The organism is Thermaurantiacus tibetensis (assembly GCF_015354055.1).
Taxonomy (GTDB): Bacteria; Pseudomonadota; Alphaproteobacteria; order Sphingomonadales; family Sphingomonadaceae; genus Thermaurantiacus; species Thermaurantiacus tibetensis.
Genome location: NZ_JACHTM010000004.1, coordinates 236,009 through 258,000 on the forward strand (window position 1 = coordinate 236,009; position 21,992 = coordinate 258,000).

Here is a 21,992-nt window from a genome sequence, read left to right on the forward strand (position 1 = left end):
AAGGCGCGAGCCGCTTGTCGCGCCCGGCAAACCGCTTGTCGCTGCCCGTCGCTGCCTGTCTCTGTCGGCGGCTCAGTCGCCCCGGCGGTTCCCGCGCACGTGGGCGGCATAGTCCCGCATCAGCTGGCGGGTGAGCGCGCCCACCTCGAATCGCCATGGCCCGATCGCGCCCACCGGCGTCACCTCGGCCGCGCTTCCGGTCAGGAAGCACTGCTCGAAGCCTTCCATCTCCTCGGGCCAGATGGCGCGCTCGACGACTTCGACGCCCCGTGCGCGGGCGAGCGCGATCACCGTGCGGCGGGTGATTCCGTCGAGGAAGCAGTCGGGCACGGGCGTGTGCAGCACGCCCTCCTTCACGAAGAAGATGTTGGCGCCCGTGGCCTCGGCCACCTGCCCGCGCCAGTCGAGCATGAGGGCGTCATCATAGCCGCGGTCGGCGGCCCGGTGCTTCGAGAGCGTGCAGATCATGTAGAGGCCGGCCGCCTTGGAGGCGGTGGGCGCCGTGTAGGGCGCCGGCCGGCGCCAGGGCGCGATGTCGAGGCGCAAGCCGCGGGCGAGCGCCTCCTCGCCGAAATAGGCCCCCCACTCCCAGCAGGCGATGGCAAGGTGGATGCGGGCGTTGGGCGCGGCCACCCCCATCTGCTCGCTCCCGCGCCAGGCGATCGGGCGCATGTAGGCGTCGCGCAACCCCGAGGCCGCAAGGGTTTCCCGGCAGGCCGCGTCGATCTCGGCGACGCTCCACGGAATGGTGAAGCCGAGCAGCTCCGCCGAGCGGACAAGACGCTCGCTGTGCTGCGTCAGCGCGAAGATCTGCCCACCATAGGCGCGCTGCCCCTCGAACACCGCGCTCGCGTAGTGCATGGCGTGGGTCAGCACGTGGACATGCGCCTCGCGCCAGGGAACCAGCCGGCCATCCATCCAGATGGTGCCGTCGCGATCGTCGTAGGATTGGCTCGCCATCCGTCCTCCCGCTCGCCTGCCGAGGCTTGCGGCGGCTATCATGGCAGTGCAATATAGGTCAATATGATTGACGCATCTCGCCCAGGACCCTCACGCGCCGCAGGTGCTGCCTCCCCGCTCTTCCTGCGCGACGCCGAGGTTCGGCGGGGAATCGAGCTCCTTTACTTCGGCTATGCCAGCATGATCCGCGGCGCCGACCGGATCCTCGCGGAGCGCGGCCTCGGGCGGGCGCACCATCGCGCGCTCTACTTCATCGCGCGCCGGCCCGGCCTTGCCGTCTCCGACCTCTTGCGCCTGCTCGCCATCACCAAGCAGTCGCTCTCGCGCGTGCTGGCCGACCTCGTGCGCCACGGCCTCGTCGAGAGCCGGGTGGGCGAGGAGGACCGCCGCCAGCGGCGCCTCCGGCTCACCGAGGAGGGCGCAGAGCTCGAGGCCGAGCTGTTCGAGGCGCTGCGCGAGCGGGTGGCCGGCGCCTACGCCCAGGCCGGGCAGGAGGCGGTCTCGGGCTTCTGGGCGGTGCTCACCGGCCTCATTCCGCCGCAGGATCGGGCGCTGGTCCTGTCCCTCGATCGCGACCCGCGGGGAAGGCGGGAATCAGCCGGCGGATGAGGGCGCCGATGCCGCCCTCGGCCACCTCCTCGGCCTCGGCAAGCAGGCGGTCGAGCGCCGCCATGGTGCCGGCCATGTCGCCGCTGTCGTCGCGGCGCCAGGCGTGAAGCGCGCGGGCGGCAAGGCCGGCGAGCGCCGCGAGCCGCGCGGCCCCCGCGGGACCGGTTGCGTCGATCCCGGCCGCCACGGCCAGACGCCGCAGCGCCGGCCCCGCGCGCGCGGCAAGAAGCGCGTGAACACCCGGGTCCCGGCTCTTCACCAGCGCCTCCACGGCCGCGCGGTGCGGCTGGAGCGCGTCGAACCCGGCCATGAAGCCGTCGAACAGCCGGTCGCGCACCTTTCCGCCTGCGCCTGCGGCGGCCGAAACTGCGGCTCGCGCGACCCGGTCGGCAAGCGCGGCGACCGCGTCGAAGGCATCCCCTGCGCCCGAGACGCACTCGGCCTCGCTCACGCCCGCTTCCGCGGCAGCGGCGGCAAGCGTCGCACCACGCCAGCCGTCGCGGCCGATGACGGCGAGCCAGGCGTCGACCAGGCGGTCGTGCGCGCTCATCCGGCCCGCGCCGGCTCGCGCGCGAGGAGCCGCTCCTCGACTTCCGCCTCGGCCGCTGCGGCCAGCGCCCGCGCGCGCTCGGCCGCGGCCCTCACCGTCGCGCGCATCAGCGCGGAGAGCGCGCCCGCGCCGTCGAGCACGTCGAGGCCGGCCTCGGTCGTGCCGTGGGGCGAGGTCACCTGCTGGCGGAGCTCGGCCGGAGAGTGGGGCGAGCGGGCAAGGAGCGCCGCCGCGCCTTCGACGGTGCGGCGGGCAAGCGTCTGTGCCATGGCAGGTTCGAGCCCGGCCGCCTCGCCGGCCCCTGCCAGCGCCTCGACGAACCGGTAGAGGAAGGCGGGCCCGGAACCGGAGAGCGCCGTCACCGCGTCGAACCGGCTTTCCTCCTCGAGCACCACCGTCTCGCCCGCAGCCGCCAGCAGGAGGTCAAGCGCCGTGCGGTCCTCGGCCGCGATCGCGGGCGCGTAGAGCGCCGTCACGCCCGCGCCCACGCGCGCGGCGAGGTTGGGCATGATCCGGGCAACCGGAAGGCCCGGCATGAGGCCGGCGAGCGTCTGCACCCTGACGCCTGCCAGCATCGAGAGCAGCACCGGGCGCGCGTCGTGCGGGGGGAGCGCGGCGGCAAGCGCGGGGCCCACTTCGGCCACCAGCTGCGGCTTGACGCCAAGGACCACGAGCGTCGGCCCGGGCGCGGTCGCGGCCGCCTCGGCGGGCGTCGCGACGCACGCCACCCCCTCGGGCAGGGCGCGCGGCGCCGGGTCGACGGCCAGCACCGACGCCGGGGGAAGCCCCAGCTCGAGCCAGCGGGCAAGAAGGGCGCCGGCCATCTGCCCGCAGCCCACCACCCAGATGCGCGCCAGCCGCGCGTGCGATTCGAAGCTGCTCCCTGCCATGCCGGCGGAGTTAAGGAACGGCCGCGACGGGCACAAGGCCGCGAGGCGCATGCGCCCGCGCGGGGTCCCGCGCGGGCGCTCCTCCCCTCGAGGTTCGCGGCATCCGGCCCGCCGCCGCGTCGGTCTCGCCCGGCCTCAGGCGGCCTTCTCGAACTGGGCCGCCTCGGTGGACTCCTTCAGCGCGGTCGTGCTGCTGGTCCCGCCCGAGAGCGTCTCGGCGACGAGGTCGAAATAGCCCGTGCCCACCTCGCGCTGGTGGCGGGTGGCGGTGTAGCCGTGGGCCTCGCTCGCGAACTCGGCCTGCTGCAGCTCCGAGTAGGCCGCCATGCCGCGGTCGCGGTAGCCGCGGGCCAGCTCGAACATGGCGTGGTTCAGGCTGTGGAAGCCGGCGAGCGTGACGAACTGGAACTTGTAGCCCATGGCGCCCAGCTCGCGCTGGAACTTCGCGATCGTGTCGCGGTCGAGGTTCTTCTCCCAGTTGAAGCTCGGCGAGCAGTTGTAGGCAAGCAGCTTGCCGGGGAAGGCCTTGTGGATGGCTTCGGCGAAGCGCCGGGCCTCCTCGAGGTTGGGCTTCGACGTCTCCCACCAGAGAAGGTCGGCATGCGGCGCAAAGGCGAGCCCGCGCTTGATGCAGTGATCGACTCCGGTGCCCGGCTTCAGCCGGAAGAAGCCCTCGGCCGTGCGCTCGCCGGTCAGGAACTCGCGGTCGCGCTCGTCGACGTCGGAGGTGAGAAGCATCGCCGATTCGGCATCGGTGCGGGCGACGAGAAGGGTCGGCACCCCCATCACGTCGGCGGCAAGCCGGGCGGCGTCGAGGTTCCTGATGTGCGCCTGGGTCGGGATCAGCACCTTGCCGCCGAGGTGGCCGCACTTCTTCTCCGAGGCGAGCTGGTCCTCGAAGTGGACGCCAGCCGCCCCGGCCTCGATGTAGGCCTTCATGATCTCGAAGCAGTTGAGCGGCCCGCCGAAGCCGGCCTCGGCGTCGGCGACGATGGGGGCGAACCAGTCGCGGGTGACGCCGCCTTCCGAGTGCTCGATCTGGTCGGCGCGCTGGAGCGTGCGGTTGATGCGGCGGGCAAGCTCGGGGCCGGCGTTGGCCGGGTAGAGCGACTGGTCCGGGTACATCTGGCCGGCGGTGTTGGCATCGGCCGCCACCTGCCAGCCGGAAAGGTAGATGGCCTTCAGGCCAGCGCGGACCATCTGCATCGCCTGGTTGCCGGTGAGCGCGCCGAGCGCGTTGACGTAGGGCTCCTCGTGGAGGAGCGCCCAGAGCTTCTCGGCGCCGCGGCGGGCGAGCGTGTACTCGATCCGGACCGAGCCGCGCAGCCGCTCGACGTCGGCGGGCGTGTAGGGCCGTTCGATGCCGGCGAAGCGGCCGGCCGGCGCGGGGACGAGATCCTCGAAGCTGAGCGACATGGGGGGACTCCTCGACGGTTGGGGCACAGGCCCCGGGGCGTGCTGTGCTGCAGCATGGCTTGACCCGGCCGAGCCGCGCTGTCAACGAACTCACACAGGATTGCGCAGAAATCGCGTCGCGAGGTCCGAACTTGACAGTCCAGGCTGGTGAAGTTGTGAAGGAGTTTACAGGCGTGGCGAGCGAGCCGGCGCCCGGCAAGCTCTTCGCCGGCGGGCGGCTCCGCCGCCTGCGCCTGCGCCTCGGCCTCACCCAGGCGCGCATGGCCGAAGACCTCGCCCTCTCCCCCTCCTACCTCAACCTCCTCGAGCGCAACCAGCGGCCGCTCACCGCCGCCGTCCTGCTGCGCCTCGCCGAGGCCTATGACGTCGACATCCGCGAGCTGACCGGTGCCGACACCGACCGCCAGGCCGCCGACCTCGTCCGCCTGCTCGAGCGGGTGGCGCCCGCCCCCGTGGGCCGCGCCGAGGCGCGCGACTTCGCCGACTCGCACCCTGCGATCGCCGAGGCGGTCCTGAAGCTCGGCGAGCGCCTCAGGGACGCGGCCGCCCCCCAGCCCGCGCCGCCCTCGCCGCTCGCTGCCGTCCGCGCCCACCTCCTCGAGCGGGCCAACCACTTCCCCGCGCTTGAGTCCCATGCCGAGGAGCTCGCCGATTCGCTCAGGCTCTCGGGCCTGTCGCTCGATGCTGCCATCCGCGAGCGGCTGCGCGCCCGCCACGGGCTGGTCGTGCGCCTGCTCCCGCTCGACGTCATGCCCGATCGCCTGCGCCGGCTCGACCTCCACGCCCGCCAGGTCCATCTCTCCGAGGCCCTCGACGGCGCCTCGCGCACCTTCCAGCTCGCCGTCCAGCTCGCCGACCTCGAGGCGCGCGCCCTCATCGACGCCGAGGTCGAGGCCGCGCGCGGCAGCCTCGCCCCCGCCGGCCCGGTGGCCGAGCGGCTGCTCCGGCTCAACCTCGCCAACTACTGGGCCGGCGCGCTCATGATGCCCTATGCCCGCTTCCATGCCGCCGCCGAGCAGCTCGGCTATGACCTCGAGCTCCTCCAGGCGCGCTTCTCGGCCGGCTTCGAGCAGGTGGCGCACCGCCTCACCACCCTGCAGCGGCCGGGCGCGCGCGGCATCCCCTTCATGATGATCCGCGCCGACCGGGCAGGGCAGATCTCGAAGCGCCTCTCGGCAGCCCCGCTCCCCTTCGCCCGCGACGGCGGCCGCTGCCCGCTTTGGGTGCTCTACGAGGCCTTCGCCCAGCCGGGGCGGATCCTGACGCAGGTGGCCGAGGACGAGGACGGCACCCGCATCTTCACCATCGCCCGCACCGTCCGCCCGCAGGTGACGCCCTGGGGTGCCGAGCGGCCGAGCTTCGCCATCGCGCTGTCCTGCGCCCTCGACCATGCCGGCGCGCTCGTCTATGCCGCCGGCACCGATCTGGCCGCCCAGCGCGCGGTTCCGGTCGGCCCGTCGTGCAATGCCTGCCTGCGGCGCCAGTGCCGCCAGCGCGCGGCGCCGCCCGATGGCGCGGTCCTGCGGCTCGACCCGCTCGGGCGCGGGCTCACCCCTTACGAGTTCTGAAAGACCACGGGAGACGAACATGGCGGTCGAAGGCGTCGAGATCCTGGGCGAAGTGCGGGAGGGCTGGCGCGAAATCCTGTCGGACCCGGCGCTGGCCTTCCTGGCCAGGCTCCACCGCGCCCACGAGCCCACCCGGCAGGCGCTGCTCGCCGCCCGCAGCGCGCGCCGGGCGCTTCTCCGCGCGGGCGAACCGCTCGACTTCCCGGCCGAGACCGCCGCCATCCGCGCCGGCGACTGGCGCGTCCGCCCCGCGCCCGCCGACCTTCAGGACCGCCGGGTCGAGATCACCGGCCCCTGCTCGGCCAAGATGGTCATCAACGCCCTCAACTCGGGCGCGAAGTGCTTCATGGCCTGCCTCGAGGACGCGACCTCGCCGACATGGGCGAACATCGTCGAGGGCCAGCTGAACCTCCGCGCCGCGGTGGCCGGCACGCTCGCCCACGAGGAAAAGGGCAAGGCCTACCGGCTTGCCGACGAGACGGCCGTCCTCATCTGCCGGCCGCGGGGCTGGCACCTGCCCGAGGCCCACATCCTGGTCGACGGCGCCGAGATGGCCGGGGCCCTCGTCGACTTCGGCCTCTACGCCTTCCACAATGCGCGCGCGCTGGTGGAAAAGGGCACCGGGCCCTACTTCTACCTGCCGAAGCTCGAGCATTATCTCGAGGCCCGGCTGTGGCGCGACGTGTTCGCCATGGCCGAGTCGGCGCTTGGCCTGCCGCTTGGCACCATGCGCGCGACCGTCCTCATCGAGACGCTGCCGGCCGCCTTCATGGCAGAGGAGATCCTCTACGAGCTCCGCGACCACATCGTCGGCCTCAACTGCGGCCGCTGGGACTATATCTTCAGCTACATCAAGACCTTCGCGCACGATCCGGCGAAGGTTCTGCCCGACCGCGCGGCGGTGACCATGACGGTTCCCTTCATGGCCGCCTATGCCGCGCACGTGGTGCGCACCTGCCACCGCCGCGGGGCGCATGCCATGGGCGGCATGTCGGCCTTCATTCCGGTGAAGGACGATCCCGCGAGGAACGAGGCGGCGTTCGCGGCCGTCCGCGCCGACAAGGAGCGCGAGGCGCGCCTCGGCCACGACGGCACCTGGGTCGCGCACCCGGCCCTCGTGCCGGTGGCGAGGGAGGTGTTCGACCGGCTGATGCCCGCGGCCAACCAGCTCTCCGTTCTTCCCCCGGGCGAGGCCACGGCCGAGGCGCTCACCACGCCGAGCGAGGGCCCGCGGACGGCGGAGGGCCTTGCCATGAACGTGAACGTCGCCATCGGCTACATCGCGGCCTGGCTCAGGGGCCAGGGCGCGGTGCCGCTCCACAACCTCATGGAAGATGCGGCGACCGCCGAGATCAGCCGCGCCCAGCTGTGGCAGTGGCGCCACCATGGAGTCACGCTTGAGGACGGGCGGCAGGTGACGGCGGAGCTGGTGCGCGACGAGATCGCCCGCCAGCTCGAGGCGTGGAAGGCGGAGGTGGGGGACAATTTCTTCGCCTCGGGGCTGTACCGCGAGGCAGCCGACCTCCTCGACGCGCTCGTCATGGCCGAGGACCTTCCCGACTTCCTCACCCTTCCCGCCTACCGCCGCTTCCTGGCGGGGTAGGGGAAGCCTCGCACGCTTGCGCATTAGCCCGCGACACAGCTAATAAGCAGGTGTGATGGGTGAGCCTGCAGCGCTTCGCGTTCTCGGCTGGCTGTTCATCCTTGCTACAGCTGCTCCCGCGCACGCGTACATCGATCCCAACGTTGGCGGCCAAATATACCAAGCACTTTATCCAATTTTGGCGCTCCTCCTCGGCTTGGTCGCCTTCGCCAGGCAGTGGTTGATAGTCCTCGTTCGATGCCTCTCTAGGCTTGCTCTGTCGGTTATCTCTCGGATATCCGGCAGAGGATGATGCGGGGCCCGCTGGCACGAAGCGCGCAGGCGCTGCCGCTGGCGATCGCCGGTTTCCTTCTGCCATTGATGGCCGTGAGCAAATTGGGGTCGCTCAGCCACTATCTGAGGCCATTCGAAATTCTCGAGGCCTACGGTACAAGCGTGCTTCTCCATCTCCCAATCTTGTTCGTAACCGCTCTACTCGGGCTTTTTGCGGCGCTCCTCGCCGAGGCGCTGCCCAGACGGGCCCGAGCTGCAGTGGTTGAACGGCTGCCTGTCGTCCTGCTTTCGGCTGGGTTCGGCCTTGCCGTCTTCATGGGGGCCCGACCCCTGCTTGACCCCCGAGGTCTTGTCGGTACCTTCTCTCCGGCGCTCCTGGCCGGCCTTGCGATTGGGGCGGGCGCAACGCTCGGAGCACTGTGGCCCCGTGCGGCAGCAGGTGCCGTTCTCCCGGCAGGACTTCTGACCGGCGCCGGCGCCGTGTCCGCGCTGGTTGCAGTCCTCATGGCGGTGCGGGCCCCGGGACAGGTTCCACCGGCGCCGGCTCGATCGTCTGACCGACCGGACATCCTTCTGATTACCTTAGACTCGCTGGCGAACGCGCATCTCTCAGCCATTGGACATCGACGGCCGACTACGCCGACGATTGACCGGCTAGCGGCAGCGGGAACTTTTTTTACCCACACGGTAGCCTCCTCAAACTATACGACGCCCACGCTCGCGACGCTGATGACGGGCCTTCACCCTTGGCGGCACAAGGCGCTTCAACTGAAGTCGCAGCCGGTATCTGACGCGGTCGCTGGAGGTCTGCCCGCCCGGTTGCACGCCGGGGGCTACGTGCTGCGCGCGGTCTCGACCAACCCCTATGGTGGTCCGCATAAAAACGGGTTTGGGCCTTGGTTCGAGACAGTGGCCGCTGATCGTCTGCGCTGGCTTACAGGTTGCTCCGATTGGCTGAGCCGCTACCTGCCGCGTGCCTGCGCGGCCACCGAGATTGGCGTAATCGACCCGCTCGCTGCGCGGATCAATCTGCTCCTCGATTGGTTAGGCGCATGGGAACCGGGCCGGCACCTCGATCCCCGTCTCGCATTCACCGCGGCAGCCCAGCTGTGGGTGAAGCCGACCGGCGGGCGGCCGAAGTTTTTGTGGGTGCACGTGGTACCGCCGCACGACCCCTATGTAGCGCCCGCCCCCTTCCTCGGCAGGTTCGACGGTTCGCCCGGAGCCCGCACCATCCCAGACAGCCGTCCGCTCTTCCACTTCTCCTTCAGCGCGGAGGGGCCAGCGCGGCAGCAGCTGCTTGAGGCACGCTACGATGAATCGATCGCTGCGACGGATGCCGACCTAGCCGCCTTCGTGGAGACGCTGGAGCGTGACGGCCAGTTAAGCAATGCCGTTGTCATACTGTCCTCCGACCACGGCGAGAGTTTTTCACACGATTACGGCGGTCACGGCGGCCCTATGCTGCACGAACCGCTGATCCGCATCCCGCTCATCTTTGCCGGGCTCGGGATTCCCGTTGGGAATCGGATCTCAACTCCAGTAGAACAGGCGGATGTTCCAGCGACCATTATCGCGCTCGCGGGCCTCAACGTCCCGTCCGAGTGGGACGGACGCTCCCTTCTGACGCTGATCCGGGCGGGTGGGGGAGCGTGGAAGCCTACCCTTTCAATGAATCTTGAGTCCTCCTCTCGCTTCGGCACTCCTATCGCTGGTTCCGTGGCCCGCACCGAGGGGCGGTGGAAGCTCGTCCACTACTGGGGGCTTCCAAACAAACCAGGCGTACGCGACCTGAGGACGAGCTTGTTCGATTTAGAAACCGACCCCGGGGAGAGAGCAGATCTCTCAGCCGCCAATCCCGCGCGCGCCGCGGGCATGCGGGCTCGGATCGAACAGGCGTTGGCCGCAGCCTGGCCCAATTGAGAAAGAGGGGGGCACCTCCTGCGCCCGTTCTTTGGGGGGGGATGGCGCTGCGGCGCTGGCTGCTGGCGGGCGGGCGGCCGGAGCGGCGTTCGCCGCTCCTGTCAGCCTCGCGCGCGCTGGCCTTCGAAGCCGCGCGGAAGCTACAGCATCACCTCCCGGCAGTCCCGATGCCGGAACTTCCGCCGCTGTTCTTGCTTGGTTTATGGCGCTCGGGAACGACTCTTCTGCACGGTCTACTCGGAGCACTTCCCACCTTCGTCACACCTCGCGGGTGGCAGTGCTTCCGGCCAGCGACGCTTCGGCTAACCCCGCCGCCACGCCATGGTATGTCTGTTCCGCGTCCGATGGACGGCGGGAGGATCGAAACCATGGGACCACAGGAGGATGAGTTCGCGCTCCTGCTCCTTGGGGAGCAAAGCCTCTATCGCGGGTTTCTTGATCCGCGCAGGCTATCCGAGCTTACACCGCTGCTCTTCGGCGCGGATGACACCAGCTTCGGTCGGCCGCTTTCTGCCTTCATCGCAGCCGTTGCAGCCGGCGCTCCAGCACGGCCGCTTCTTAAATCCCCGAACCATCTTTTTCGAGCTGCAGCGCTATCCACGATCTTTCCTGGGCATCTTTCGATCGTGACAGTCCGAGATCCGGCAGAGACCTACTGGTCGACGCTGCGGATGTGGAGCACTATGACGAGATACCACGGCCTGTGGGTGGCGCCGGAGCATGAGATCTCCAGGTTCGTCGTTCGCGCACTCTCTGCCGGAGCCAACCATCTCGTCGAGCTGTGTGGAACCCGACCGGTTGCTGTCATTCGCTTCGAGGCGCTCATCCGAGACCCTGTGACCGTCGTGCTGCGGACCCTTAGTTTGCTCGGGATTGCTCACGGACCGGACGCCGCGCCGCGACTTCGGGCAGCCGCTGCGCGGCTTCGCGTTGTCCCTCGAACAGAACCACGTCCCGTGCCACCAGAAGCCGAGGCGGCCTGCGCCCAGCTGGCCGAGGCCCAGCAGGTCCTGCTCGCCGGACATTGAGAGCTGGCGCGAAAGGCCACACCGGACGCCCTACCTTAGCGGGGACCTAGAAGGCCAAAGACATCAAGATAGGCTCTGGAGACTGTCTGCCAGCGGTAGCGAGCTCGAAGCCGTGCAAGGGCCTCAGGGGAAATCCGGCCGGATTCTGGCTGCCGCATCAGTGTGGCCAGTGATGCTGCATCTGAAAAGTAGGCACCCTCCCCCTCCAGGGTTGCGCGGTTGAAAGGGCAGTCGAAGGCCAAGATCCGATCGACGTGGAAAAGCGCCTCGACAAGGGAGGGATTTGTCCCGCCGACACTGTGGCCGTGGACATAGGCAGAGGCTCCCGCGCGCAGCCGGCCAAGGCGATCTGGATCATAGACGGGTGGGTGGAGCATAATACCCTGGGTTCCACCATAGCGCGCGGCAAGCGCCCGAGCATAGGAATTGCCCTTCCACGTGCCGACGAAAAGAAGCGGTGCCCCCGCAGCCTCCGCCGCCTTCAGAATAAGGTCCGCTTTGTTCTCTGGCTCCACCCGCTGAATTACAAGGAAGGGGCCGGCAGGATCACGTCCTGCGCTCTCCGGAAGGCGGATGTGATCCCCTCCGTAGGCTATCATTCGAGGGATCTTGCCATAGGTAGAGTATACGATCGGGACCAGCGCATCATTATCGGCCACGACGACATCGGACGCACGGACGGCCAATTGCTCGAGCGCCTTCAGCAGAATCCGCACAGCACGGGAGAACTTGTCGCGGCGCCACTCCAGCCCGTCGATGTTTGTGACTATTGTAAGGCCGGGCCGAAGGCGACGCAGAAACGGAAGAATCCAAGCCCCGGAGGTGCCAAGAACGAGCAGCCGCCGGTGGCCGTCGCGCATAACGGCTGTTGCAGCCTGGAGTGCATCGTGAACTAAGCTTTGTGCTCCTTGGGCCCGCAGAGGCAGCCAGACGCGCTCGTGGCCCTCAAACGGGCCAGCTCGCTCGACTGGCGAGAAGGCGGAACGCTGGCCGTAGAAGGTAAGCCGGGCAACGTTAGGAGGGATGTTGCGGGCAAGCTGCTCTGCAAGCGTCTCGAAGCCGCCGTAGCGGGCAGGCACCCCCCAGCAACCAACAACAGCTATCCGCGGGACTGACACATCCACCCCGCCTGCCAGCCCGCACTCTTTCCCGGAGGGCACTTCAGCGGTTCCGAGCGCTCCCGATCCCGAACAGACGGTTCTTCCAGCGGACTAGTGGAAGGACGAAAGGAGCGACCACGCTACGCAAACGGCTCCCGTCCGGCTTCCAAGCGGTGGATCTAGGGCGAATGGCCTGCCCCGGAACCATCAGCGAGTAGCCGTACGCGGCGATACTGCAGCGAAAGCGGCCTTGCGGAAATGTAATCGCATCGTAGCCGTGGAGCGTGTGATCCTTTGTCAGCATAATGACACAGCGATTAAAAAGTGGCGCAATCTCAGCTTGTTCGCCGGTTACAGAGTGTCGAAGCTTCAAGGAGCCGCCCCATTCTGGCTCCCAGCCGGGATTGAGGTAGAGGAGGATATTCACTTCCCGCACCCATTCCGAGTTCAGGGGGTGAACATTAAAGTCGGCGTGCATGTCGAGGAAGCTGCCTGGCCCGCCAATGTGAAGGCCACCGCCGAGGAAGTCAGGATCGAGAAAAAGATCAATACCGGTAACAGCTCTGAGCCATGTACGGAACCTGTCTGAAAGCAGCTCTTCGCGTAGCTGCTGCGTTAGGGGGCTAAGCGCGGCGAACTGGTTTTTCTCGTACTTCTCGCGTGCAAATATGTAATCCCGGCTGCGTTTGAGCTGGGACAGGTTGGGGAAGGTCTGCAGGATCGCTAGGAGCTTGTCTGGATCGCCAAATTCGTCAATGATCACGTGTTCGAACGGCTTGGCGGCGCGCCAAGCCTGCGCCAGCAGGGCCGAGTCTCGCTCGAGACGAGAAAAGTGAATAATGGAAGACGCCATGGCGCCTGGGGCGACTGAATGGATGGACTCGCGTGCCAGGTCGTTCATACGACCCCCTATCGCAGCTGGAGCGGGCTAACACAAGCTGCTTCCAGAGCTCCCGACTTGCCGTTGGACAGCACCCAGTCTACCACGAGCAGCATCTCAGGGGTCGTGACTTCCATTGCGAATCCTCTTTCTCCACGCCTTCGACGCCAAGGCCGGGGCGCAGCGTATGGCTGCGCTGACGATTGCATGCCTCCGAGCTGCGGGACTCGCACCCGAAGTTTCGGTCGGCTTCGGCGCGCGGGGCTTCCTCAGCGAAAAAGCCGGGGTAGCGCCCTTCCTGGCGATCGAGAGCCCGCGGCTGCGCCGGCTCCTGTACCCGGTCTGGCTCGCGGTTGCAGCGCTGCGCTGCCTTGCTGCCGTTGCGAGGGGCACCCTCATCTTCGTTAATGCCGTCTACGCGCTACCGGCGGCTCTGCCAGCGCTGATGCTCCGGCCGGGGCGCATTTTCATCCACGTTCACGAGCTTGAGATGCCGGGCCTCTTCCGCAGCCTGCTTCTCTTCGCCCGGGCACGGGGCGCGCGGGTAATCGCCGTCTCGGCTACCCACGCCGCCGAGCTTGGCTGCGCAACCGACGTGCTCATGAACGCAGTTGACGCTGGCGCACCACCTCCGCCGCCGACACGGCGGAGTCGACTAGTTTTCGTAGGAGACAACCGGCCCTCCAAGGGTTTTGGACTCTTCGTAGCGATCGCTGAGGCTGGTGTTCCTTGGTCGCCTCGTGCCGTGCTTGGCGGCTGCCCTAAGGCGCACGACCCCAAGCTCCTCGCACGCGCCAGAGCGGCCGGCATCGAGCTATGCTTTGGCCTTTCTGACCCTGCCCAGATGCTTGCTGATGCTGCACTCCTCCTTCAGCTTACCGATCCGGCACAAGTGACGGAGACTTTCTCGCTGACCGCCGCGGAGGCAGTCTGGCATCTCGTGCCGGTGGGCGCTGCCGGCTCAGCGGCAATCGCGGAGGTGGCTGGGCCAGCACTCGCCTTCAGCCTCAACACCCGGGATCCCGGAGAGTTTGCGAACGCGATCCGGGCTCTCGCGAGCGACCAAGGACGTTACGCCGAGCTCGTCTCGGGATGCGAGCACGTCCGCTCGGCTCTGGCACGCGAGCGCTACTGCCAAGAGCTCCTGACTCTTCTGACATCTAACGGGCCGCTGCCACCGAAGACGTGTGACCTCGCGGTCGGATCGAAAGGACTGTGAGCACAAGCATTGCGATCAATGGCGGGACGACGACGAGCGCCTCGCCCGGGCCGATCAGCTGCAAACTCCGAGGGGCCAGAGCAGGTGCCAGCGCGTTGGCCGCAAGGATCACAACCATCCCGGCAGCGTAAAGGAGAGTCCCGAGGACGATCGCGCCGGGAACCGAAAGCCGGCGGGCGTTGAAAGCCGCCGCCTGAACAGCAGCGTTTCCTAACTTGAGAGCGAGAATCGGGCCGAGGAGGCCAAGAAAGTTGAGCGAAAGCACAGTAGCCGCTTCGATCAGCCGAGCACCCATCAGCTGGCGGAACTGGAGGCTCGTCAGCGCCGCCCTGAGCCCGACTCGCAGGAGACGGAGGTCAAGTCTCAGCCGCGGCAGCGGGGCGCAAGGGACGCCTGTTGCTGCCATGGTTCCGGCAACGGTGGTAAGCGACAGGACGAGCCCAGCGACGTAGGCGACCGGCTGACGCTCAAAAAGCAGAACGGCGGTCAAAAGGGCGAGACTGTTGAGGCAACCGCGCGAGAAGTCGGCTCGGACGAAGGTTGCAGTGCGCTCCTCGTAGAGCATGAGATGAGGCAAGAAGGCCGCTACCTCGACGGCAAGCAGGAGCGCGAACAGCAGGCCGATGGTGTTCGGATGCGTGAGAAGGAGAACGAGAACGCCGCCGGCTGCCAGTGTTGCCTGGAGGCTGCGCAGGTCGTGCATACGATCCGCGCGATACTCGAAGACGCTGGGCAGGACCCAGAGGCACACCCACGAGACGATACCGTATAGCACCGAGGCGGAGATATAGTCGGCAAGCGCCGAACCCGGGGCGAGCATGATGAAGCCGGCGGCGTTGAGGAGGTGAAGCCCTGTCGAGAGGACGGAGAGCGGGACGCTCACCGCCGCCGCCGTTCCGCACGCACCCGCCGCACCTCGGCCATCAGCGCGGCGAACCGGCGCTCGGAGAGCCCGCCGCCGGGCATGGAGACGACGGTGAGCGGCCGGAAGCCGGCCCGCATCCGATCCCCGGCGCGCAGAAGGAACTCCCAGTCGCCGGCAATGTGGAGCGCCGGATCGAAGCCGGTCTCGAGCACGAATTCGCGGCGAAGGATGGCGCCCACCATCGCAACCTGCTGGCGCCAGTAGTGGATGCGGCGGCGGAACGGCGCGCCAAAGATCCGCTCGCGGCGGCCGTCGAAGACGAGGGCGCGCGCGAAGAGGGCGTCGAGGCCGGTGAGGTCGGCGCCGTCAAAATGGTCCGGGTTGATGACGCAGTCGCCGAGGCCAAGGAAGGTGAGCTCCTCGCCGTTTGCCAGCGCCGCCGCCCGGTTCCAGCCGTCGTAGAGCGAGCGGTCCTTGAGCACGGCAAGGTGCACCCGGCCGCGCGCCTCCCACGGTGCCAGCGCTGAAGCTGTTGGCTCGTCCGCTTCGCTCAGGCCGACGAGGACGTCGGCGCGCCGGACCGCAAGGCAGGAGGCGAGCTGGGCATCGAGCGTCTCGGTCGCGATGCCGGGACCGGGCTTGATGCACAGGATAAAGGTGAGGCGCGCGCTCACGGGGCTGTTTCGCCGAGCCAGTCCACGCCCCCGGCGGTTCCCAGAAGGAGGTTTGCGACGTGACACGAGAGGCGCTCGACCGTTGCGTGGCGCTCCACCCAGGCGCGGTTGCCTGCCCCGATGCTGCGGGCGAGCGCCCGTTCGGCGATGAGCCGCGTGGCTGCCGCTGCAAGCCCTCCGGCATCGCCGGGGGCGAAGACCGGCCCCGGCCGCCCGGCCGACAGGTAGCCGGCGAGGCCGGCGATGGCGGTTGCGACGACCGGAAGGCCGCAGGCCATCGCCTCGACGAGGGCAGTCGCCCCGGCGGCGTAGGCGACCGGGCGCAGCGGCAGGACGGCAGCATCGGCGGATGCGATCCGGTCGCGAAACGCTGCGACCGGCAGGTGCGGCATCAGCCGGACGTTGGCCGGAAGGGCCTGCCCGGCGAGGCGGGCGGCATCCGGCCCGGAGTAGCCATGGCCGAAGATCTCGATCTCGGCGTCGATCATGGGCGCGGCGGCAAGGAGGGTCGAATAGTCCCGGTCGGCGGCGCCTACGGCGACGAGGCGCGCGCGCCCGGGCGCGCGAGCGGCCGGGCGGAAGAAGCCGGCGTCTGCCGGGATTGGGACGCAGCTCGTCCAGCCCGGCGGCACCCCTGCGGCGACAAGCGCCGAGCGCTGCGCGGCGGCATAGGTGAGGAAGTGGGTGATGGGCCGGCCGGCCAGAAGGCGGACGAGGCGGCGGCGGCGCGGCGAGAGATGGTGGACGAGGAGGACGAACCGCCCCTTCCAGCCGCGCGCTGCGAGGAGGAGCGCCGCCCGCAGGCCGACGTCCTCGTCAAGCGCGTAAACGCGGCCGTAGCGGGCGGCATCGAGCGCCGCGCTCGCCGCCGAGCCCCACACCGGGCGGGAGGCGAACAGCCGCGCGAAGAGCGGCCCGCGGCGGGCGCTCGCGGTGGAGAAGGAGGCGATGTCGGCACCCACCATGCGGGCGACCTCGCGCCAGTGCGGCTGGGGCTCGCCTGGTGGCGGCGGCCCTGCCGTCTCGTCCATCCGGTGGCCGAGGCTGAGGAGCACGAGGGTGCCCCTGGCCGCGGCGGCATCCCGCAGCACCGCGTCCTGGCCGGGGCCGGCGGCAGGCGCGGGCTCCGGCGAAGGCTCGGGAGCGGCCGGCTGAGTCGGGTCGAGCCGCATTGCTCAGGCCGGGACCGGCGCGCGGCGAACGGGCGCCGTGGCAGGGGGGGCTGCGGCCGGCGCGGGCAGCCGGCGGGCGAGCCACAGGAGGACGGCTGCGGCGATCGCGAGATCCTGGTTCACGAGCCCGTGGATCGCAACGAAGCCGACCGCGAGATAGGCCAGCATCACGAACCGGCCGGCGGGGAAACCCTTCATGCCGCGCGCATAGCCTACAAACCAGGCGAGGATGGCAAGAGATCCCACCGCTCCGAACTGGAAGAAGATTCCGATCACCTGGTTGTGGGGGACATAGACGGGATCGCCGCGGAAGCCTAGAAAGTCGCCGGGCATGTAGATGAGATCCCGCGAGCCGAAGAGCAACTCCGAGAGTGTCGCCGTCTGGAACCAGGAGAGGAAGATGAGGAGCTCGACGGCGCGCAGGTTGATCCCGACCTCGGGGAAGGGGTTGGTGAGCTCGTCATAACTGTTGGCAACTCGATCCCAAACTTCAAGCCTTGGGAAGGACAAGGCGGCTGCGAGCACGAGGGCGCCGGCGGCCAAGATCGGCAGGCTCAGACGCCGGAGCGCGAAGACCAGCCAGACGAGGAGCGCAGTGCGCGAGCCGGCCCCGACAAACGGCAGCGCGAGCGAAGCGAGCGCGAGCGCGGCGACCCGCCGACCGGTGCCGGCCACGGGCCGGGCGAGGCGGCGCTGGCGCTCGGCAAAGAAGGCCGCCCAAAGAAGCAGGATGATGGACGGCCCAACGGTGAACAGGACCGAGAATTCGCCTGTCCTTCCGAAGAAAAGGAGGAGAGCGCAGGCATAGATGGCGAGGGCAACAGACGGCGAGACCGGAGCATAGCGCGCCATGACAATGAAGGCGGCTGCGAACAGCGTCTGGCGCACACCGAGATAGCCGAGCTCACCGCCAAGGGCGGCGCTGAGTGCGAGGAGGAGGAGGAGGAGGAACCGCTCGGCTGGCGCGCCACGCAGCAGCAAGAAGGCGAAGGCGAGAAGCCCAGCCGCCCAAGCGCCGGCATAGCTCTCCAACGCCCGGCCTAGAAGGATGAGGGTGGCAAGGAGGGAGCCGGCAACGTCTGCGGCGAAAGACTGGCTCAAAGGCCGGGACCCCCGCTCGTTCACCATCGGCGCACGGCTAGCACAAGCCGGCCGGGGGCGCTATCCGGAACGAGGTCAACATCGCGGAAGGCTGCCGATTGAACGACATGGGCTCTGACCTGCGGACCGAGACACGGCCCGATCCTGGCCTCTCCGCGATTCTTCTCGTGCTGCGTCGGCACTGGCAGTTCCCTACCGTGGGCGTCGTCCTCGGCCTAGCGACCGCGCTAGTCATCCTGCACGCTGTCCGGCCGCGCTTCGACGCCTATCTGCAGATCGTGCCCGTCGAGCGCAGCGGCGAAACGGTTTCGCGGAACCTTGCCGGGTTGGCATCGCTTGCAGGGATCAACATCCGCAACGAGCCAATCTCACAGTTCCACCTAACTCTTGAAATACTCGCCGGGCGCGATGTCGCCGCAGAAATCGCAGCCAATAAGGCGCTTATGCGCCGAATGTTCGCCGATGAATGGGACGATAGAGCTCAAGTATGGAGGCCGCGTCCTGATGCGTTCAGGAGCCTAAAGAAGGCTGCCAAGGCGCTCCTTGCGATCCCGGTACGCGAGTGGAGTCCGCCAGATGACGCCGATGTGCAGGATTATCTCGATCGACGACTAACCCTGGAAGAGAACAAGCAGCGCGGGGTGGCGACGATCATCCTCAGGGATCCCGACCCGGATCTCGCGCGCGACCTTCTTGTTGCCACCTACGCGGCCGCCGATCGGCACCTGCGACAGCGAGCGGACGCGCGCGCCGAGGCCTACATCGGTTACCTTGCCAAAAAGCTGTCCGAAGTGACCCTCGCCGAGCATCGGGCAGCGCTTGCTGAAGCGCTTGCCGAGCAAGAGCGCCTCCTCATGATGGCCCGCTCCGGCCAGCCATTTGCTGCCGAGCCGCTTGGCGCGGTTACGGTAACAGACCGGCCAACTTGGCCGCCGGTCTTGCTCGTGTTGGCCGCCGGGCTGGTCGCTGGAGGGCTCGCTGGAGCAAGCGCGGCACTGCTATTGGATCAGGCGCGCAGACCGCTCCCGAACGAACGGGAGCCCTAGGCTCAGAACTCATTGACCAAGCCAAAAGACGGCGGTGGCTGCGATGCAGATGGCTGAGAAGAAGGCGTGTGCGCAGCGGTCGTAACGGGTGTGGATGCAGTGCCAGTCTTTGAGACGACCGAACATGTTTTCGATCTTGCGGCGCTGGCGGTAGAGGACGGGGGCGTGGGGATGGCGATCTTTCGGCTGGACTTGGAAGGGATGCAGGCGGCGATGCCCCGCTCGGCCAGTGCATTGCGGAAGCCGTTGCCGTCATGGCCCTTGTCGGCGATCCGCTCCTTGGGGGGCGGTAAGGCATTGCGCAGCAACGCAGCGCCCCAGTAATCGCTGGCCTGACCTTCGGTGAGCAGCATGACCAAGGGCCGCCCCTCGCTATCGGTGAGGGCATGCAGCTTGGAGTTCAGTCCGCCTTTGGTTCTCCCGATACATCGGGGAGCGAAGCGGACCAGAAAATGATGCGGTGAATCATTTTCCCGCTGAGCCCCCCTTGTTGCGTAGACTGGCAGCGGTTCGATGCGCCTTCAGGTGCGTCGCGTCGATCATCAGCCTGTCCGGCTTGCCGCCCTTGGCCGCCAGCTCGGCGAAGATCCGGTTGAACACGGCCAGGCGGCTCCAGCGGATGAACCGGTTGTGTGACGCGTCTTGTGCGGCCCAGAGGCCGGCGGCGCATCCCGCCAGCGCAGGCCGTTCTCGAGCACGAAGATGATTCCGGAGATTACCCGCCAATCATTAGCCCGCGGAACCCCATGAGAAAGCGGGAAGAATGGCTCGATCCGCCGCATCTGCGCCTCGCTCAGCAACCACACGTCCGACATCAGCAGCACCTCAGAGATGCCGCCATTGAATCAACGCAGTGCCGCCAACACAAGCGACTAAATAGGTCCTGCGATTAGAAGGAACCTAGAAGATCGGCAATGTCGTCAAGCACCGGCCCGAGCGGATAATGATGGTTCCCTATAAACAGGCCCTGTTCGTGGATGTGGTCAGCATTAGCGAGCCGGCCGAAAATCTCATGGTCAAAGCAGTTGATAACAGGGTTTCGAACGAAATTCCCTGCCACAATCGGACGGGTTTCCACCCCATGCGTCTCAAGGAGCTGACGCACTTCGGCGCGTTGAAGCCCGGAGTTTTTTTTGCACACGATGGAGAAACCAAACCAGCTGCTCGTCCCGGTCTCCCGCTGGATGGCGATCCGCGGGTGGCCGGACATGCGGCAAACCCACTGATCGGCATTGGCCCGCCGCGCAGCGATGAACCCGTTGAGCTTCTTCAGCTGCTCGCGTCCGATCGCGCCCTCCATCTCGAGCGGCCGCACGTTGTAGCCAGGAAGCACGAACCGGAAGCTCTCCTCGAACGGGTCGGGGCTCTTGCGCCCGGTCACCCTGTTCTCTTCTGGAAGGTTGCGGGTCCAGCCATGGGCGCGAAGGCACAAAAGAATTTGGTGGAGCTCCTCGTCATCGGTGACGATGACTCCCCCCTCCATCGTCGAAATGTGATGCGAAAAGAAGGTGCTGAAGCTGCCCATAAGTCCGAAGGTTCCGGCCTTTCTGCCCTCGAACTCCGCACCCATGGATTCGCAGTTGTCCTCGATGAGCGTGATCGGCCGGTCACCAACGATCTTGCGAATACGACCAAAATCGTTCGGATTACCGAGAAGATTTACCGCAAAAATCAGCTTCGTGCGATCGCTGATGGCTTCTTCCAGCATATCGAGATCGATGTTTAGAGTCTCGAGGTCGATGTCGACAAACTTGATGCGAAGTCCGTACTGGTGAAGCGGATAGTAGGTCGTGCTCCACGAAACAGCCGGCACGATGACCTCGTCTCCTCGTCGCAGGCGGCGATCACGCTCTTCAGTAAAGAAGAGAGCGGCCACCATAAGGAGGTTGGCAGAGGAACCCGAGTTGACCATGACCGCATGGCGGGCGCCGAAGGCGCGCGCGAATTCCTCTTCGAAGGCTTGCACTTCCGCTCCCATCGTGAACCGGCCGGACTCGACCACCCGCCCGATGGCCGCATGTTCGGCTTCGTCCCAGGTAGATGTGGCAAGGGGGAGTCGGATGCTCATGTCGAGTGGTTCTCCAGGAAAAAGCGATAGGTCTCCGCCAGCCCCTCCTCAAGGGGTCGCGGCGCGGGGAAGCCCAGCCGGCGCTGCCATTCGATGCTGACGAGCTTGCGCTGCATGCCCGCCGGACGGGAAGGGTCGAACCGAAAGCGCCCCTGCCATCCAACCACCCGGGCGGCCGCTTCATAATATTCGAGGATCGAGTGGTCGCTGCCGACACCCAGATTCATGAGCTCCGGCAGATCCTCGAAGTGACGGCAAGCGTGCCAGATCATCCGGGCAGCGTCGCCCGCATACAGGAACTCCCGGCGCGCCGAGCCATCGCCCCAGATCAGCACATCCCCGCCCGAACGGGACGCTTCATGCACCTTGCGCAGCGCAGCCGGCACGAGATGGGAGGTGAGCGGATCGAAGTTGTCATGCCGGCCGAACAGGTTGCACGGGATGAGCGACTTTATGCGCGCGGCACCCGCGGACTGGTTGAGGTACTGCCCGAGGCGCACGACCGACAGTTTGGCCAAGGCATAACCTTCGTTGGTCGGCTCGAGCGCTCCGGTCAGGAGGCAATCCTCGGAAAAGGGGATCGGAGCTTTCGGCGGGTAGATGCACGAGCTGGCGAGGTTGAGACACCGAATCCCACCCCGGTACGCGGCCTCGAGGACGGCAAGTCCCATGCGGAGGTTCTGGACGAGAAAGCCGGCCTGATCGGCCATGTTCGCCGCAATGCCCCCAACGCGCCCGGCCGCGTGAATGACGAAATCGGGCGCGGCGGCATCGAAAGCTCGCCGCACCGCCTCGGGATCCGTCAGGTCCACCTCGCCGCGCGAAGGGGCGACAAGCTCCACGTCCGTCGGCGCCGTCTCGCGAAGATTGCGCCCGACCATGCCGCTGCCGCCTGTGAGCAGGACCCTTATCACCCTACCACCCTTCACGCCCGCCAGTGGCGACACGGAAAGCAACGGCGTGACATGGACGCCGGATGGCCCCCGTGGCGCTCCTCTAGACACGTCCGCAAGCTCCGGCTACCTCCCCGCGGCATTACATCGGGCG

21 protein-coding genes are annotated in these 21,992 nt (G+C 67.7%); 7 read left to right on the top strand and 14 right to left on the bottom strand.

The genetic code is table 11. The features are described from left to right. Positions 1–72 precede the first annotated feature (72 nt). The gene (locus H3H34_RS11655; protein ID WP_194745452.1) at positions 73–960 is read right to left on the bottom strand and encodes a branched-chain amino acid aminotransferase; all 888 of its coding nucleotides are present in this window, start codon (positions 958–960) and stop codon (positions 73–75) included. A gap of 63 nt (positions 961–1,023) precedes the next feature. Here H3H34_RS11655 and H3H34_RS11660 point away from each other — a divergent pair, with 63 nt between their 5' ends. Further along, the gene (locus H3H34_RS11660) at positions 1,024–1,569 is read left to right on the top strand and encodes a MarR family winged helix-turn-helix transcriptional regulator (protein WP_194745453.1); all 546 of its coding nucleotides are present in this window, start codon (positions 1,024–1,026) and stop codon (positions 1,567–1,569) included. On the opposite strand, the gene H3H34_RS11665 is transcribed toward H3H34_RS11660, so the two are convergent. The 3 genes from H3H34_RS11665 to aceA all read right to left on the bottom strand — a co-directional run bounded on the left by H3H34_RS11665 (position 1,490) and on the right by aceA (position 4,425). Beyond that, complete coding sequence (locus H3H34_RS11665; protein ID WP_194745454.1) at positions 1,490–2,119, bottom strand: hypothetical protein; 630 nt, start codon at positions 2,117–2,119, stop codon at positions 1,490–1,492. The genes H3H34_RS11660 and H3H34_RS11665 overlap by 80 nt on opposite strands. After that, the gene (gene proC, locus H3H34_RS11670; protein WP_194745455.1) at positions 2,116–3,009 is read right to left on the bottom strand and encodes a pyrroline-5-carboxylate reductase; all 894 of its coding nucleotides are present in this window, start codon (positions 3,007–3,009) and stop codon (positions 2,116–2,118) included. Before proC ends, H3H34_RS11665 begins: the two co-directional genes overlap by 4 nt. A 135-nt stretch (positions 3,010–3,144) precedes the next feature. After that, positions 3,145–4,425: an isocitrate lyase gene (gene aceA, locus H3H34_RS11675; protein WP_194745456.1), complete on the bottom strand. Its 1,281-nt coding sequence runs from the start codon at positions 4,423–4,425 to the stop codon at positions 3,145–3,147. Positions 4,426–4,598: 173 nt separating this feature from the next. On the opposite strand from aceA, the gene H3H34_RS11680 reads away from it, so the two are divergent. The 4 genes from H3H34_RS11680 to H3H34_RS11695 all read left to right on the top strand — a co-directional run bounded on the left by H3H34_RS11680 (position 4,599) and on the right by H3H34_RS11695 (position 10,820). Then, positions 4,599–5,993 (top strand): helix-turn-helix domain-containing protein, encoded by a 1,395-nt coding sequence (locus tag H3H34_RS11680; protein WP_328831973.1) that lies wholly within the window; start codon positions 4,599–4,601, stop codon positions 5,991–5,993. 19 nt (positions 5,994–6,012) lie between these two features. Then, on the top strand, positions 6,013–7,596 hold the full coding sequence (gene aceB / locus H3H34_RS11685) for a malate synthase A (protein ID WP_235945775.1): 1,584 nt from the start codon (positions 6,013–6,015) through the stop codon (positions 7,594–7,596). A gap of 777 nt (positions 7,597–8,373) precedes the next feature. Then, positions 8,374–9,792, top strand: coding sequence for a sulfatase family protein (locus H3H34_RS11690; protein ID WP_235983269.1), 1,419 nt, complete (start codon positions 8,374–8,376; stop codon positions 9,790–9,792). Positions 9,793–9,959: 167 nt separating this feature from the next. After that, positions 9,960–10,820 carry a sulfotransferase gene (locus H3H34_RS11695; protein ID WP_235945858.1) on the top strand — a complete coding sequence of 287 codons (861 nt, stop codon included), beginning with the start codon at positions 9,960–9,962 and terminating at the stop codon, positions 10,818–10,820. Between the two features lie 35 nt (positions 10,821–10,855). Here H3H34_RS11695 and H3H34_RS11700 read toward each other — a convergent pair whose 3' ends face one another. Together H3H34_RS11700 and H3H34_RS11705 are read right to left on the bottom strand one after the other, a co-directional pair. Further along, positions 10,856–11,899, bottom strand: a complete 1,044-nt coding sequence (locus H3H34_RS11700) for a DUF1972 domain-containing protein (protein WP_194745460.1) — start codon at positions 11,897–11,899, stop codon at positions 10,856–10,858. A gap of 82 nt (positions 11,900–11,981) precedes the next feature. After that, positions 11,982–12,821 (bottom strand): 2OG-Fe(II) oxygenase, encoded by an 840-nt coding sequence (locus H3H34_RS11705; RefSeq protein WP_194745461.1) that lies wholly within the window; start codon positions 12,819–12,821, stop codon positions 11,982–11,984. Between the two features lie 166 nt (positions 12,822–12,987). On the opposite strand from H3H34_RS11705, the gene H3H34_RS11710 reads away from it, so the two are divergent. Beyond that, positions 12,988–14,019 carry a glycosyltransferase family protein gene (locus H3H34_RS11710; protein WP_194751918.1) on the top strand — a complete coding sequence of 344 codons (1,032 nt, stop codon included), beginning with the start codon at positions 12,988–12,990 and terminating at the stop codon, positions 14,017–14,019. On the opposite strand, the gene H3H34_RS11715 is transcribed toward H3H34_RS11710, so the two are convergent. The 4 genes from H3H34_RS11715 to H3H34_RS11730 are packed head-to-tail and all read right to left on the bottom strand — an operon-like array spanning position 13,961 to position 17,762. Then, on the bottom strand, positions 13,961–14,902 hold the full coding sequence (locus H3H34_RS11715; RefSeq protein ID WP_194745463.1) for a hypothetical protein: 942 nt from the start codon (positions 14,900–14,902) through the stop codon (positions 13,961–13,963). The genes H3H34_RS11710 and H3H34_RS11715 overlap by 59 nt on opposite strands. Further along, positions 14,899–15,558: a glycosyltransferase family protein gene (locus H3H34_RS11720; protein WP_194745464.1), complete on the bottom strand. Its 660-nt coding sequence runs from the start codon at positions 15,556–15,558 to the stop codon at positions 14,899–14,901. The genes H3H34_RS11715 and H3H34_RS11720 overlap by 4 nt, the downstream gene beginning before the upstream one ends. Further along, positions 15,555–16,730, bottom strand: coding sequence for a glycosyltransferase (locus H3H34_RS11725; protein ID WP_194745465.1), 1,176 nt, complete (start codon positions 16,728–16,730; stop codon positions 15,555–15,557). The genes H3H34_RS11720 and H3H34_RS11725 overlap by 4 nt, the downstream gene beginning before the upstream one ends. A 3-nt stretch (positions 16,731–16,733) precedes the next feature. Then, positions 16,734–17,762, bottom strand: coding sequence for a hypothetical protein (locus H3H34_RS11730; protein WP_194745466.1), 1,029 nt, complete (start codon positions 17,760–17,762; stop codon positions 16,734–16,736). Positions 17,763–17,929: 167 nt separating this feature from the next. Between H3H34_RS11730 and H3H34_RS11735 the strand changes: the two genes are divergently transcribed. After that, complete coding sequence (locus tag H3H34_RS11735) at positions 17,930–18,877, top strand: GumC domain-containing protein (RefSeq protein ID WP_194745467.1); 948 nt, start codon at positions 17,930–17,932, stop codon at positions 18,875–18,877. A 2-nt stretch (positions 18,878–18,879) separates the two neighbouring features. Here H3H34_RS11735 and H3H34_RS14230 read toward each other — a convergent pair whose 3' ends face one another. The 4 genes from H3H34_RS14230 to H3H34_RS11750 form a co-directional block, all read right to left on the bottom strand. Beyond that, positions 18,880–19,236: a hypothetical protein gene (locus tag H3H34_RS14230; protein WP_456243386.1), complete on the bottom strand. Its 357-nt coding sequence runs from the start codon at positions 19,234–19,236 to the stop codon at positions 18,880–18,882. Between the two features lie 183 nt (positions 19,237–19,419). Next, positions 19,420–19,692, bottom strand: coding sequence for a transposase (locus H3H34_RS14235; protein ID WP_456243387.1), 273 nt, complete (start codon positions 19,690–19,692; stop codon positions 19,420–19,422). Between the two features lie 74 nt (positions 19,693–19,766). Beyond that, positions 19,767–20,945, bottom strand: a complete 1,179-nt coding sequence (locus tag H3H34_RS11745) for a DegT/DnrJ/EryC1/StrS family aminotransferase (RefSeq protein ID WP_194745468.1) — start codon at positions 20,943–20,945, stop codon at positions 19,767–19,769. Then, entirely contained in the window at positions 20,942–21,949 is a 1,008-nt protein-coding gene (locus H3H34_RS11750) for a GDP-L-fucose synthase family protein (protein ID WP_328831979.1), read from the bottom strand. Before H3H34_RS11750 ends, H3H34_RS11745 begins: the two co-directional genes overlap by 4 nt. Positions 21,950–21,992 lie beyond the last annotated feature (43 nt).

Coding starts and splice junctions, on each gene's coding strand:
- H3H34_RS11655 (WP_194745452.1), bottom strand. CDS start 960: ATGGCGAGCCAATCCTACGACGATCGCGACGGCACCATCTGGATGGAT.
- H3H34_RS11660 (WP_194745453.1), top strand. CDS start 1,024: ATGATTGACGCATCTCGCCCAGGACCCTCACGCGCCGCAGGTGCTGCC.
- H3H34_RS11665 (WP_194745454.1), bottom strand. CDS start 2,119: ATGAGCGCGCACGACCGCCTGGTCGACGCCTGGCTCGCCGTCATCGGC.
- proC (WP_194745455.1), bottom strand. CDS start 3,009: ATGGCAGGGAGCAGCTTCGAATCGCACGCGCGGCTGGCGCGCATCTGG.
- aceA (WP_194745456.1), bottom strand. CDS start 4,425: ATGTCGCTCAGCTTCGAGGATCTCGTCCCCGCGCCGGCCGGCCGCTTC.
- aceB (WP_235945775.1), top strand. CDS start 6,013: ATGGCGGTCGAAGGCGTCGAGATCCTGGGCGAAGTGCGGGAGGGCTGG.
- H3H34_RS11690 (WP_235983269.1), top strand. CDS start 8,374: ATGGCGGTGCGGGCCCCGGGACAGGTTCCACCGGCGCCGGCTCGATCG.
- H3H34_RS11695 (WP_235945858.1), top strand. CDS start 9,960: ATGCCGGAACTTCCGCCGCTGTTCTTGCTTGGTTTATGGCGCTCGGGA.
- H3H34_RS11705 (WP_194745461.1), bottom strand. CDS start 12,821: ATGAACGACCTGGCACGCGAGTCCATCCATTCAGTCGCCCCAGGCGCC.
- H3H34_RS11710 (WP_194751918.1), top strand. CDS start 12,988: ATGGCTGCGCTGACGATTGCATGCCTCCGAGCTGCGGGACTCGCACCC.
- H3H34_RS11725 (WP_194745465.1), bottom strand. CDS start 16,730: ATGCGGCTCGACCCGACTCAGCCGGCCGCTCCCGAGCCTTCGCCGGAG.
- H3H34_RS14235 (WP_456243387.1), bottom strand. CDS start 19,692: ATGTCGGACGTGTGGTTGCTGAGCGAGGCGCAGATGCGGCGGATCGAG.
- H3H34_RS11745 (WP_194745468.1), bottom strand. CDS start 20,945: ATGAGCATCCGACTCCCCCTTGCCACATCTACCTGGGACGAAGCCGAA.